This window comes from Klebsiella sp. PL-2018, assembly GCF_019048985.1.
Classification (GTDB): domain Bacteria; phylum Pseudomonadota; class Gammaproteobacteria; order Enterobacterales; family Enterobacteriaceae; genus Klebsiella; species Klebsiella michiganensis.
The window spans coordinates 4,863,920-4,876,187 of record NZ_CP077673.1; the positions used below are offsets into that span (position 1 = coordinate 4,863,920).

The 12,268-nt window shown below is 48.3% G+C and carries 16 protein-coding genes and 3 pseudogenes; 14 read left to right on the forward strand and 5 right to left on the reverse strand.

Annotation, left to right across the window (positions count from 1 at the left end; genetic code table 11):
- The first annotated feature begins 12 nt into the window (after positions 1 to 12).
- Positions 13 to 297 (forward strand): PTS sugar transporter subunit IIB, encoded by a 285-nt coding sequence (locus tag MKleb_RS22800; RefSeq protein WP_000723161.1) that lies wholly within the window; start codon positions 13 to 15, stop codon positions 295 to 297.
- Between the two features lie 7 nt (positions 298 to 304).
- Complete coding sequence (locus MKleb_RS22805) at positions 305 to 763, forward strand: PTS sugar transporter subunit IIA (RefSeq protein ID WP_025106014.1); 459 nt, start codon at positions 305 to 307, stop codon at positions 761 to 763.
- A 248-nt stretch (positions 764 to 1,011) separates the two neighbouring features.
- On the opposite strand, the gene MKleb_RS22810 is transcribed toward MKleb_RS22805, so the two are convergent.
- Together MKleb_RS22810 and MKleb_RS22815 are read right to left on the reverse strand one after the other, a co-directional pair.
- The gene (locus MKleb_RS22810) at positions 1,012 to 1,977 is read right to left on the reverse strand and encodes a sugar-binding transcriptional regulator (protein ID WP_108703535.1); all 966 of its coding nucleotides are present in this window, start codon (positions 1,975 to 1,977) and stop codon (positions 1,012 to 1,014) included.
- A gap of 344 nt (positions 1,978 to 2,321) precedes the next feature.
- Entirely contained in the window at positions 2,322 to 2,834 is a 513-nt protein-coding gene (locus MKleb_RS22815; protein ID WP_217076201.1) for a P-loop nucleotide/nucleoside kinase family protein, read from the reverse strand.
- A gap of 23 nt (positions 2,835 to 2,857) precedes the next feature.
- On the opposite strand from MKleb_RS22815, the pseudogene MKleb_RS30000 reads away from it, so the two are divergent.
- Positions 2,858 to 2,941, forward strand: a pseudogene (locus MKleb_RS30000) (hypothetical protein); the annotation flags it as partial.
- Here the strand turns inward: MKleb_RS30000 and MKleb_RS22820 are convergent.
- Both MKleb_RS22820 and MKleb_RS22825 read right to left on the reverse strand, forming a co-directional pair.
- The gene (locus tag MKleb_RS22820) at positions 2,934 to 3,077 is read right to left on the reverse strand and encodes a thioredoxin domain-containing protein (RefSeq protein ID WP_157835614.1); all 144 of its coding nucleotides are present in this window, start codon (positions 3,075 to 3,077) and stop codon (positions 2,934 to 2,936) included. The pseudogene MKleb_RS30000 and the gene MKleb_RS22820 overlap by 8 nt on opposite strands.
- A gap of 197 nt (positions 3,078 to 3,274) precedes the next feature.
- A complete protein-coding gene (locus MKleb_RS22825; protein ID WP_025106011.1) occupies positions 3,275 to 4,201 on the reverse strand; it encodes a LysR family transcriptional regulator in 927 nt (308 codons plus the stop codon).
- Positions 4,202 to 4,393: 192 nt separating this feature from the next.
- Between MKleb_RS22825 and MKleb_RS22830 the strand changes: the two genes are divergently transcribed.
- The 4 genes from MKleb_RS22830 to MKleb_RS22845 are packed head-to-tail and all read left to right on the forward strand — an operon-like array spanning position 4,394 to position 6,833.
- The gene (locus MKleb_RS22830) at positions 4,394 to 5,005 is read left to right on the forward strand and encodes a hypothetical protein (protein ID WP_071998069.1); all 612 of its coding nucleotides are present in this window, start codon (positions 4,394 to 4,396) and stop codon (positions 5,003 to 5,005) included.
- Positions 5,006 to 5,015: 10 nt separating this feature from the next.
- Entirely contained in the window at positions 5,016 to 5,801 is a 786-nt protein-coding gene (locus tag MKleb_RS22835; RefSeq protein WP_025106009.1) for an AfsA-related hotdog domain-containing protein, read from the forward strand.
- A gap of 58 nt (positions 5,802 to 5,859) precedes the next feature.
- Positions 5,860 to 6,618, forward strand: coding sequence for a hypothetical protein (locus MKleb_RS22840; protein WP_196587669.1), 759 nt, complete (start codon positions 5,860 to 5,862; stop codon positions 6,616 to 6,618).
- Between the two features lie 8 nt (positions 6,619 to 6,626).
- Positions 6,627 to 6,833 carry a tautomerase family protein gene (locus MKleb_RS22845; RefSeq protein ID WP_217076202.1) on the forward strand — a complete coding sequence of 69 codons (207 nt, stop codon included), beginning with the start codon at positions 6,627 to 6,629 and terminating at the stop codon, positions 6,831 to 6,833.
- 10 nt (positions 6,834 to 6,843) lie between these two features.
- Here MKleb_RS22845 and MKleb_RS22850 read toward each other — a convergent pair.
- Positions 6,844 to 7,541, reverse strand: a protein-coding gene (locus tag MKleb_RS22850) for an IS1 family transposase (RefSeq protein WP_223274117.1) whose coding sequence is annotated in 2 segments (ribosomal slippage) — positions 6,844 to 7,292 and positions 7,292 to 7,541 — 699 coding nt in all. Because the reading frame shifts where the segments join, the coding sequence is not laid out codon by codon here.
- 89 nt (positions 7,542 to 7,630) lie between these two features.
- Here MKleb_RS22850 and MKleb_RS22855 point away from each other — a divergent pair.
- From MKleb_RS22855 to MKleb_RS22885, 7 genes and pseudogenes are all read left to right on the forward strand, one after another.
- A complete protein-coding gene (locus tag MKleb_RS22855) occupies positions 7,631 to 8,281 on the forward strand; it encodes an HAD family hydrolase (protein WP_025106007.1) in 651 nt (216 codons plus the stop codon).
- 22 nt (positions 8,282 to 8,303) lie between these two features.
- The gene (locus tag MKleb_RS22860) at positions 8,304 to 9,524 is read left to right on the forward strand and encodes an MFS transporter (protein ID WP_025106006.1); all 1,221 of its coding nucleotides are present in this window, start codon (positions 8,304 to 8,306) and stop codon (positions 9,522 to 9,524) included.
- A complete protein-coding gene (locus MKleb_RS30165; protein WP_267460468.1) occupies positions 9,511 to 9,636 on the forward strand; it encodes a hypothetical protein in 126 nt (41 codons plus the stop codon). Before MKleb_RS22860 ends, MKleb_RS30165 begins: the two co-directional genes overlap by 14 nt.
- A gap of 67 nt (positions 9,637 to 9,703) precedes the next feature.
- A pseudogene (locus MKleb_RS22870) lies at positions 9,704 to 9,958 on the forward strand (transposase); the annotation flags it as partial.
- Positions 9,959 to 10,123: 165 nt separating this feature from the next.
- Positions 10,124 to 10,378: pseudogene (locus tag MKleb_RS22875) on the forward strand (IS1-like element transposase); the annotation flags it as partial.
- A gap of 59 nt (positions 10,379 to 10,437) precedes the next feature.
- Positions 10,438 to 11,135, forward strand: a protein-coding gene (locus tag MKleb_RS22880) for an IS1 family transposase (RefSeq protein WP_223274117.1) whose coding sequence is annotated in 2 segments (ribosomal slippage) — positions 10,438 to 10,687 and positions 10,687 to 11,135 — 699 coding nt in all. Because the reading frame shifts where the segments join, the coding sequence is not laid out codon by codon here.
- Complete coding sequence (locus MKleb_RS22885) at positions 11,128 to 12,267, forward strand: IS30 family transposase (RefSeq protein ID WP_217076776.1); 1,140 nt, start codon at positions 11,128 to 11,130, stop codon at positions 12,265 to 12,267. Before MKleb_RS22880 ends, MKleb_RS22885 begins: the two co-directional genes overlap by 8 nt.
- The last annotated feature ends 1 nt before the right edge of the window (position 12,268 follow it).

Genomic DNA, 12,268 nt, shown 5'->3' on the forward strand with positions numbered 1-12,268 from the left:
AGGTAATTGAAAATGAAAAAGATTTTAGTTGTATGCGGAAACGGCATTGCCTCCTCTTCCATTATGGTTTCTGTCCTGCAGGACTACCTGAAAGAACAGAATATCGAAGCGCAGGTCGATAAATCCTCTTTGATGGCCTGCACCACGGACACGTTTAACAGCTATGACCTGATTGTTTCTTCAACCAAGCTGGATAATCCAGGTATCACCACTCGCGTGATTGTGGGTGCAGGCCTGTTAACGGGTCTGGGCGAAGATGAGATTTTTGATGCTGTTAAAGAAGAAATGCTTAAGTAGGTGAATAATGAAACTTGAGATTCTGGTAAATGACGTCGAGGGTACGATCGCTGACTGGCATGCAGCAATTGAGTTTGCCGGCCAGAAGCTGTTGGAAAAAGGCTATATCACTCCCGAGTATATTCAGGCCTGTCTGGAGCGTGAGAAGACTTATCCAACTGGTTTATTGATGGCGAACGGTCAGGGCATTGCCATCCCGCATGCAGACTATACGCTGGTAAAAACCAACAGCATAAGCATTGTGCGTTTTGATAAAGGTGTCGTGTTTGGTCAGATGGAAGATGCTGACCTCACAGTGGAATGCAGCATTATGTTTAATCTCGCATTCGCCACCAGCGATCAGCATATGTCTGTGCTGCGCCGCCTCTTTACGCTCTTCCAGGATATTTCGTTCATCGAGTCGTGCCGTAATCTCAAAACGCACGAAGTCGGGAAATATGTCGAAGAGATGCTTGTAGCATCCTGATAAACAAAAGGCAGATATCCCCTATCTGCCTTTTTCAATAAAAGAATGCCCATCATGAAAAAGTACTCACTATCCAGGCAGATCACAGCGCCCAACCGATGGGCTCTCTTTTCGAACAGGCTTCCCTGCTGACCTATGACATTATTGTTCTGTCATTAATGGCCAATCTTAATCAAACAAACCAGACGATGAAGGAACGCCACGCTGATATCAAATAATACCGGCGAGGCGTTAAGCGCTAGCGGCTATTAATCCAGCAGTTTGATAGCCGTATCAAAATCAGTGATCAGCACATTCAGAAGGCCTGATTTGAGAGAGGCAACAATGCCTTCATATTTTTCGTCCCCCCCAGCAACCCCAATCAGTTTTTTTGTGGCGCGCAATTGTTCTGTCGTAATGCCGAAACCCAGGCGGCTTAGCGGGCTATCGAGTATTTCCCCTTTACTATTTACCAGGGTTACGCATACATCAGCGGTAATGTCCTGGCTCATTAAAGTCTCACGCCATGCTTCAGGGAATATATCGCACAGACTGGAAGAACCGGTTTTCCAGGCCCCAATGCCCGTAATAACGACATCCATACTTGAGTAAAACTTTTGCGTATCCTGAACAGCCTGATCGTCTGCAAGTTTCTGGGCTAAACTTTCGTCATCTACCCACATAGGGACATACATTGGGTGTGCTCTTCCGTGGGAAATAGCAGCAACTTTGTGAATCAAATCAATGGGCCCCTGACTAAATTCAATGCCTGGATGAACGCCAGAAAGCTGAACCACATCCAGAACAGGTAATGTCGTCAGTTGACTCACCGTACTTGAGAGTACCCGTCCCCAGGCGAGACCAAACTTCATTCCCTCTTTGAGAATTTCACTCAAGTAGGTCGCCGTTATCCCTCCCAGCTTGACGTTTAATTGTTCCTGCGAAGACCAGGATTCAGAAACAGAGAGTACAACGGCATCCTGCAATCCGTATTTTTTACACAAATTTTGCGCTATTTCCTCGTCCAGAGCCTGCTGTTTAGGAAAAGTAAATTTTACATACTCTTGCGCAATGGCTTCATCAATCAGGCGTGCAACTTTGAAGCGGGACAGACCGAGTTCCTCAGCGATTTCTATCTTTGTCTTCATTTCAGAGAAGTAACGCTTAACAACAAGAGAGTAGATAAAACGAGGATCGTAGTTGCGCAGTTTCGGATTTTTGTTCTCTTTAGGCATAGCGGTTATCCATATATAACAAGAGGCATCACAAGTCATTCGAGCGACACGCTCAGATGCAATACTCAAAAGAGTACACTTTTAATTGCTCATCAGATACGGAACCTTGACGGAATTTTGTGTTTTGTGATGTAAACCGGTCTGACAATGTGAATTGTAAATGGTGCTAATCGTTGAGAACGAAAATATGAACGACCGAACAATACCTTACAACTCAAGTTTCTGAACACTCGAGATATCTCAAGAAACTTCGTTTCATAACACTGGGCTATTGTTTCACCGGAGATGCGCAGGCGCCTTCTTTTATGTGCCCTGCAAACGTTTGTCCGGCTTCCTCTATGAACCTACCGGCCGCGTAACGCAATATGCTCAACGATCCGCTCTACCGCCTCTTCTGCGGTCAGCACCGAGGTATCCAGAGTCAGGCTGGCGGTGCGCCAGGGTTCGTACTCACGGGTGATAACCTTTTGCCAGTCCGGCAGAATATGGCCGCGAATATCCGCCACTCGGTTTTCCACGCGATACCGATGCTGCGTTTGGTCGGAGCAGGTCAGTTCTATCTCCAGATAAGGCGCTGCATTCTCGGTCGCGACCGCTCTCCATGCCTGGCGGGTAATGGCTATAGGGTTAACTGAGTCGGCAATCACCACGTTGCCCTGCCTGAGGTTATCCGCAGCAATGGCATACGCCACCAGATATCCGGCCGGCCCTATATCGTGCCGGGTGACGGTTTCGGCGCGAATCAGCGCCTGTTCAATTGAATCAATCCGTAACCAGACGGCCCCCAGCCTGGCGGCCAGCAGGCGAGCAATGGTTGATTTCCCGGTACCGGGCAGGCCGCCAAAGATCAGTAACATCGATATCCCATTACGGCAGCGTCATGTTATTGCCGCTGGCGATGATTATTGGTGATTTTCCAGCTTACCTGACCAGGGTTCTTATTCAGCCAGGCATTATTAATATTCAATACTGGCTGAAACTGCATAAGCGGCATCAGGAAGCGTCTGCAGATAATAGTCATAGTCACCCTCCAGAATATCGTTCAGCGATAATGATACCGTCCCGCAGGCCAGATTGTGATAAATGGTGACGTTGCTCATAGCTAGCAGTATCTCATGACAAAGTGAAAGAGAGACGTAGCGCCAGGATAAAGAAGTACAGTTGTTCAAGCGCCTGGGATTCAGTGATTATTGTAGCCTGGCGACGTCAGATAGAGAGGCGTGCCTGCCATCTCATGCCGGGTAAGCCCTTGTAGTATAATAATTTTCGCTATCCAATCATGACCCATATAAACTCTTCAGCCGGAAAAATTTTTCCCACATAAGACGTTCTGAGCATCCAGTACAGCCTCCCGCGTCTCATTGACCCTGATTGCCGAGTAGATATCAATATTCAGTTTCTGAGATTCATCGTCTGTCAGTTCGCGGTAGCACAGCCCTTCCTGATTAAACGTGCATTTCGACTGGGGCATCAGTGCAAACCCTTTGCCTCTTGCGATGCGGGTGAGCATAACGAGTGAATCATCCGGCTCTTTAACCCTTTTGAGCGGGACATTGAGCTGTTCAAAAAAACTTTCACATTTGTCATAAAATGAAGGGTTTGCGCTTCTTGAAAACCAGAAAAGTGGTAAATCACTGACGTCTTTGAGTGATACTTTTTCTTTCAGGCTGGCGGGATGTATGGCCGGCATTGCTATCAGCAGCGGTTCGCAGCAAACCCAGCGATACTGAACCATATCTTCATGGCCAGTGCCCTTTTCCCCCGTAAGCACGAGATCAAGCGTGTTTTTTGACAGGCATTGAAGGAGCTGGGCAGAAGTCAGATTAGGTGTTTCAACGTCGTCTCCGGCATCCAGTTCGATAAGCTGTCTGCTGACGGGTTCGATAAATTCAAAATTAAGCGTCCGGGTAAGGCCGATCCGTACCTTCCCCCCGGATGCCAGTGAACCGGTTTTCAGTTCATTAAGCTCCAGCAGAATCTTCTCTGCTCTTATTACCAGGGCCTGGCCAGCCTCCGTCAGGCTGACGTCATGCGTACTGCGGCTGAATAACTGCTGATTCAGCACGCCTTCGAGGCACTTTATATGTCGGGTTAACGGAGGCTGAGTCATTCTGAGCCGTTCAGCAGCTCTGCGAAAATTCAGTTCATGAGCAACAGCAAGGAAGCACTGGAGCTGTTTAACGCTGGGGAGGTGGTTACTTATCAGGTGTCCTGCGATCGCCATAGATTCGAGCCTGCCAGTCAAAAAATTTATTCTAAACTCTTTTGTATTCTGAGTGTTAACACGAATGATCATATCAGGGATCAGTCTGTTTACAGTAATACGAAAATTGAATTACACATTAAACAATTCCATCCTCGTCACAGATTGATAAATTTCTCCCGAACTCAATCAGAACTCTATTTGGAGATGAAAATGTCAGCTAACTATGTACTGGTCTCACGCTTTCCGTTAAAAAATAATGTTTCCGCTGCTGATTTCTCGTTCTTAAAAAACAGCGGCAGCACACGATACTATTATTCAGAAGAGCAGGGAGTGAATGAACTTCTGGAGCTGCGTGCATTTAACGACATCAAGGAAATTTCGTGGGTAGAAGAAGAGATGGTATCCATGTTCCACAGACTGGCTGATGTTCTTTCTGCAGATATTCGCAGAGAATTGCTTAAGTTTGTAGAATCTCCGATTGACAACAAGAAAGATCTCCCTGAAAGCCAGTACATTCAACTTCGCCATGTTGAAGTTCCGGCTCATAATTATCAGCAGTATCGTCAGTGGCGCGATGAGACCATTTTTAATGTTGTCAGGGACAATAAAGATAAAATTGAAAGCTTTGAAGCATTCCACTCTCTTATTAGCGGTGTTCCGGGTGTAATGTTTATCTCCTCCTTCAATGGCGATAAGCAATCCTATAAGGAAGCCTTCACCAATGCGCGTTACCAGGAAATTATCCAGCAAGCTGGAGACAATTACATCACCGGAGGCAATGAAGGACTTTACACCCGCATCTACCATGCCTGTTGCAGCTGAGGAATGATAAATGAACTATAAAAAACTGGTTATTGTAGGCGATAAGTTTAATGAATTCGCAAATGGTAAAGATGTTCTGACAATTTCTCAGCTTGAATTACTTTCGCAAATTCCAGCCAACATTATTGATAAAGAACATGAGATTATTATCGGCCAGGGTGTACGTAAAGATTTCGCAGGAAAAGTCATTTCGAATCAGGCAAGAAATGTTGTTCATGGCAATAAACTTAAAATGTGCTCTCTGGAAAAATTGGTCAGAGATAAAAAAAATGCACATTGTCATAAAAGGCTGGAGCAGAATGTTCTTATCGGCTCAGCAGAGCAGACCGAACATAACAGTGATCTTTTTGCAATGCCGCTGCTGATTGACGAACGCTGTGAGCTCATGGCCGATCATCAGACCGGCCAGCATATTCAGGGGATGCTTCTGGTCGAGGCAAGTCGTCAGGCTTTTATCGCCGTTACCGAAGAGTTTATTTATAAGCAGGAAGCAGGACGCTACTACGTCATTAACAGCATGGCGACGACCTTTTCCAGCTTTCTGTTTCCTTTACCAGCGCTGGTCCATTTTGAATTCCTTGAGAAGGACATTAATGAGCGAAGGGGGCGTTTCAGAGCGCAGGTTCGCGTGACTCAGCATCAGACGCTTTGCGCGACGATGGATGTATCGTTCACCGTATATCCTTCAGCTCTGATTGCTGAAAAGGAAAAACTGCTGGCTGAAGCCGCCATGCAGGCGGCAATTGCTGAACAGAACATCGCGACACACGGGGTGACGCATGTCCAAATCAGCTAGCCGAACATACCGCCTGGCTGTGACCACGCAGGGGCCGCTTTACCCCCCTGCGGAGGTCATGGACGGTAACGGCAACTTTGTGGTGGTTGGCATGGTGCCGGGTGATAACGGGCTGGAATGGCGAAGCGTGCTTGTGGCAGCAGACAGCCCCGTGCCCGAATTCGGCGCGACGAAGCCTTACAGAATACTGCGAGATATTGAAGGTATGGCGCAGGATGAAGTTAAGGATATCATCCTGCATACCCTTCCTTTACCCATCCCATCAAATAATTACGGGATGCTTTTTGCACCGGAGCAGCGACCGCAGGCGAACACCGAAAGCCGCCCCAGTCTGCCTCTGCATGAAGGCTATATTGCTGATTACCGCAGCAGTGATGGCAAACGTCAGGTTCAGCCTGTCACTCTGGAAAACTGGATGCATGCGGAGGGTACGCTGGATGTCTGTCTGTCTGAAGACAGCAGGCGCGCAAGGTTTACGTTTTCTTTCCGTAATCTTGTTCCCGACAGTGTTTATACCGTGATGAGCCTTCGGGAAAAAGATTTAGCGACTGAGAATCCAAGCCGACCGGGACCTCTGGGCATACCTAACGTATTTATTACCGATCATAACGGTAATGCAGATTACTGGGCGGAATTGCCCGATCCCTTCCCGGCACATGAACGGAATGAAAACCGGATTATTAACGTTGTTGTCCTGTATATGAGTTCCCGCCAGAGCTACGGCGGCGCAATCGGACTTTATGGTCTGGGTGGTGACATTCATGCTCATTTAAAACTAAAGGTCCGTTCCTTCGATGAATTTACTACCGTAGAGTGAGGTAAAATATGCCATTTGTTCACATCACCACCTGGCCTATAAAAGATGAAGGTAAAATTATCCGGCTCCAGGAAGATATTACGTTTGCTGTGCATAAACATACCGGAGCGCCGCTGGATAAAATCTCGGTTGTCATTTCTGAAATACATCCTTCTCGCTGGGCAGACGCAGGGGTTCCCGGAAACCATAAAGATTTTCAGGAAAAAAGCCGGTAATGACTCCAACTTACTGATAGTGTTTTATGTTCAGATAATGCCCGATGACTTTGTCATGCAGCTCCACCGATTTTGAGAACGACAGTGACTTCCTGCCCAGCCTTGCCAGATGCTGCCTCAGATTCAGGTTATGCCGCTCAATGCGCTGCGTATATCGCTTGCTGATAACGTGCAGTTCTCCCTTCAGGCGTGATTCATAAAGCGGCCAGCCATCCGTCATCCATACCACGACCTCAAAGGCCGACAGCAGGCCAAGAAGACGCTCCAGCGTGGCCAACGTGCGTTCACCGAATACGTGCGCCACAACCGTCCTCCGTATCCTGTCATACGCGTAAAACAACCAGCGCTGGCGTGATTTAGCGCCGACGTAACCCCACTGTTCGTCCATTTCCGCGCAAACAATGACGTCACTGCCCGGTTGTATGCGTGAGTTTACCGACTGCGGCCTGAGTTTTTTAAGTGTCGTAAAATCGTGTTGAGGCCAACGCCCATAATGCGTGCACTGGCGCGACATCCGACGCCATTCATGGCCATATCAATAATTTTCTGGTGTGTACCGGGCTGAGAGGCGGTGTAAGTGAACTGTAGCTGCCATGTTTTACGGCAGTGAGAGCAGAGATAGCGCTGATGTCCGGCAGTGCTTTTACCGTTACGCACCACGCCTTCAGTAGCTGAACAGGAGGGACAGCTGATAGAAACAGAAGCCACTGGAGCACCTCAAAAACACCATCATACACTAAATCAGTAAGTTGGCACCATTACCAAAAAGCCGAAGGAAAAATTACGAGGAGTGAGTTTTGCAACAGGCCGCCGCTTTTTTTGACGTCGATGAGACGCTGATCAATATTAAAAGTATGTTTGATTTTTTTGACTTCTGGTGCAAGGAGAATAATGAACCCATTAAACTCCATAAGTATATGGCGAATTTCCAGTCTGAAGTTAAAAAAGGAATTCCCCGTGAGCATCTCAACAGGGAGTACTACCGGCAATTTGCAGGTATCAGTTATAAGGCGCTTGAAGAGGCTGGTGAAAAATGGTTCAGATTTAAGCTGAATTCAGAATTATTTATAGGAAGCGCGGTTTCGGCTCTTAAAAAACATCAGGCTGAAAATATGGATATTGTTTTTATATCCGGTTCAATGCTTCCCGTTCTTTCTCCTGTCGCAAGATACCTTGGCGTGAAAGATATTCTTTGCGCACCACTGAAGTTCACTGCTGCAGGGGAAATGACGGGTGAAATAGGTTATCCACAGACGATTGGTGACGGAAAGAAAGATGCGCTCCTTCAGTTTTGCGAACAGAGAAATATTAATCCTTCTGACTGTTATGCCTATGGTGACGATCTCTCTGACATTCCGATGCTTGCATCAACCGGCCACCCTGTCTGCGTAGGAAAACATTCAGCGCTGGCCAGACACGCGATAACACATCGCTGGCAGGTTATTTAAACCAACCTTGAGGTAAGAATATATGCATTCAGAAAAATCCCCGCAGGATATGACCTTCAGGTCTTGGCTTGCCTTGTTTATTCTGGCTCTTTCAACGTTTACTATCGTTACCACCGAACTGGCTCCGGTAGGCCTGCTGACGCCCATTGCAGAGGGACTTGGCGCCTCTGAGTCAGCGGTTGGCATGACGGTTTCACTTTACGCCTGGGTGGGCGCACTGAGCGCACTCTTTGCATCAGTATTCCTTGGTAATGTGGCCAAGAAGCGGCTTCTGCTCACACTCACGGTCATACTTTTTCTTTCTAACGTTCTTGCCGCCACGGTAAACACATACGCCATACTGCTAGTCGCACGCGTACTGGGCGCGCTGGCACATGGCGCATTCTGGGCGATGATCGGCGCCACCGCAGTGGCTATCGTGCCAGCCCGATTCCTTGGCGCGGCAACGTCTATCGTTTTTGGTGGCGTCTCGGCTGCCAGCGTATTTGGCGTGCCGATATCAAATTATATTGGTATACACTTCGGCTGGAGACAGGCGTTCTGGCTGATGGCTTTACTCAGCGTGGTTGCCTTTGCCGGCATTACCATACTGGTGCCACAGATAACCAGTAAAAGTGCGATCGGCCTGGGGGCGCTCAAAAGCGTATTTAAATCCTCCGCGCTGTGGAAAATTTATTCCGCCACGTTACTGGCCGTAACCGCACACTTTGCCGCTTTTACATACATTGAACCCTGGCTGCACACGCAGCATTCCCTTGCCACATCCGTCATCCCGGCGGTTCTGTTTGTTTACGGTATCGCTGGTCTTGCCGGCAATTTTCTCACCGGAATGATGATTGATAAACATCTCAAAGCAACGGTATCGGTATCGGTCGTGCTTATCTGTGCTGTGCTGGTATTTCTGGGTTTATCCGGTACATCCCTTTCAGGCACTGCGGTCTTTACCGCAATGGTTATCTGGGGCGTGGCTGTATCCGGGATTTTTGTGGGCTTCCAGACGTGGGTCCTGCGCCTGGCGGAAGATAAAGCCTTCCCGGCGTCCGCGGTTTACGTTTCATTCTTCAATACCGCTATTGGTGTCGGGGCATCTGCAGGTGCCTGGATGGTATCCGCTTTTTCCGTCCCACTGCTTTATATCGCAGCCGGCGCAGCTATCGGACTTTCTGTCCTGCTCGTTGCCGCTATTCCGACGCGCCTGAGGTCTGAACAAACCACTCCGGAGAAATATTATGAGCCCAACTGATGAGCTGACACGTTATGGCAGAGATATTATGGATCGTCTTGAGTCCGGACTCGCCGATAAAGTCACCACCCGACTGAGCGAAATTGATTCCACCTTGCCGGCCCTGATGTAGTGGCACACTGAATTTGGCCACCTGAGTAGAGGTGATATGCTCACCTCAACATCTTACAGGTGAACCAATGAGCAAAATATTTACTGCTGAATTTAAAGCCGAAGCGGCAAAACTGGTTCTTGATCAGAACTACACTCACGGTGAAGCGGCTAAAGCGATGAACGTCAGCCTCTCCGCCATCAACCGCTGGGTTAAATCGTTACGTATGGAGCGCCAGGGGAAAACGCCCCCGGGGCTGCCTCTGACGCCTGAGCAGACGGAACTCAGGGAAATGAGAAAACAAATACAACGCCTTGAAATGGAAAATGAAATCCTAAATAAGGCTACTGTAGATTCAATTGGTCAACGCAACAACCATGTGAAAACATGTGGTTGCGGAGGATCGTTTGATGAAACGTACATTTACAGCAAAAGAAAAATCGCTCGTTTTCGGGTAATGGTGCCAACTTACTGATTTAGTGTATGATGGTGTTTTTGAGGTGCTCCAGTGGCTTCTGTTTCTATCAGCTGTCCCTCCTGTTCAGCTACTGAAGGCGTGGTGCGTAACGGTAAAAGCACTGCCGGACATCAGCGCTATCTCTGCTCTCACTGCCGTAAAACATGGCAGCTACAGTTCACTTACACCGCCTCTCAGCCCGGTACACACCAGAAAATTATTGATATGGCCATGAATGGCGTCGGATGTCGCGCCAGTGCACGCATTATGGGCGTTGGCCTCAACACGATTTTACGACACTTAAAAAACTGGTAATGGTGCCAACTTACTGATTTAGTGTATGATGGTGTTTTTGAGGTGCTCCAGTGGCTTCTGTTTCTATCAGCTGTCCCTCCTGTTCAGCTACTGAAGGCGTGGTGCGTAACGGTAAAAGCACTGCCGGACATCAGCGCTATCTCTGCTCTCACTGCCGTAAAACATGGCAGCTACAGTTCACTTACACCGCCTCTCAGCCCGGTACACACCAGAAAATTATTGATATGGCCATGAATGGCGTCGGATGTCGCGCCAGTGCACGCATTATGGGCGTTGGCCTCAACACGATTTTACGACACTTAAAAAACTCAGGCCGCAGTCGGTAAACTCACGCATACAACCGGGCAGTGACGTCATTGTTTGCGCGGAAATGGACGAACAGTGGGGTTACGTCGGCGCTAAATCACGCCAGCGCTGGTTGTTTTACGCGTATGACAGGATACGGAGGACGGTTGTGGCGCACGTATTCGGTGAACGCACGTTGGCCACGCTGGAGCGTCTTCTTGGCCTGCTGTCGGCCTTTGAGGTCGTGGTATGGATGACGGATGGCTGGCCGCTTTATGAATCACGCCTGAAGGGAGAACTGCACGTTATCAGCAAGCGATATACGCAGCGCATTGAGCGGCATAACCTGAATCTGAGGCAGCATCTGGCAAGGCTGGGCAGGAAGTCACTGTCGTTCTCAAAATCGGTGGAGCTGCATGACAAAGTCATCGGGCATTATCTGAACATAAAACACTATCAGTAAGTTGGAGTCATTACCCGTTTTCGACTTGTGGAAGAGTGGGACAGGATTTAGTGAAATAGCTAAGATTCTGGATTCAAAACCCGGAACTATTTTCACCATGTTGAGGGACACCGGCGGCATAAAACCCAATGAGCGTAAGCGGGCCGTCGCACACCTGACCTTGTCTGAACGTGAGGAAATACGCGCTGGCCTGTCAGCCAAAATGAGTATTCGGGCGATTGCTACTGCATTAAGACGCTCTCCTTCGACGATCTCGCGAGAAGTCCAGCGTAATCGTGGCAGGCGCTATTACAAAGCTGTTGATGCTAATAATCGCGCCAACAGGATGGCTAAACGTCCCAAACCGTGTTTGCTGGATCAGAATGAGCCGCTGAGGGACCTTGTTCTGGAAAAGCTGGAATTAAAGTGGTCTCCGGAGCAAATTTCGGGATGGTTAAAACGAACGAAGCCGCGTCAGAAAACGATGCGAATATCAGCTGAGACAATTTATAAGACGCTGTACTTTCGTTGTCGTGAAGCTCTGCACCACCTGAATATTCAGCATCTGCGGCGTTCGCACAGCCTGAGGCATGGGCGACGCCACACCCGCAAAGGGGAAAGAGGAACAATCAATATCGTGAATGGCACGCCAATCCATGAGCGCGCGCGGCATATTGATAACAGGCGCTCTGTTGGACACTGGGAGGGGGATTTAGTCTCGGGCACAAAAAACTCGCATATTGCCACTCTGGTAGATCGTAAATCGCGCTATACGCTTATTCTCAGGTTAAAGGGGAAAGATGCTGTTTCAGTGAATCAGGCTCTTACTGAAAAATTCCTGAGCTTACCGCCCGAACTCAGGCAATCATTGACGTGGGACAGAGGAATGGAGCTGGCCAGGCATCTGGAATTTAGCAGCAGCACGGGAGTGAAAGTTTATTTTTGCGATCCTCAAAGTCCCTGGCAACGAGGCACCAACGAAAATACGAATGGACTAATACGACAGTTCTTCCCCAAAAAAACATGCCTTGCTCAATACACACAGCAGGAGCTGGATCAGGTTGCAGCGCAACTAAACACCAGGCCGAGAAAGACACTGAAGTTCAAAACACCGAAAGAGATAATTGAAAAGGGTGTTGCGTTGACAGGTTGAA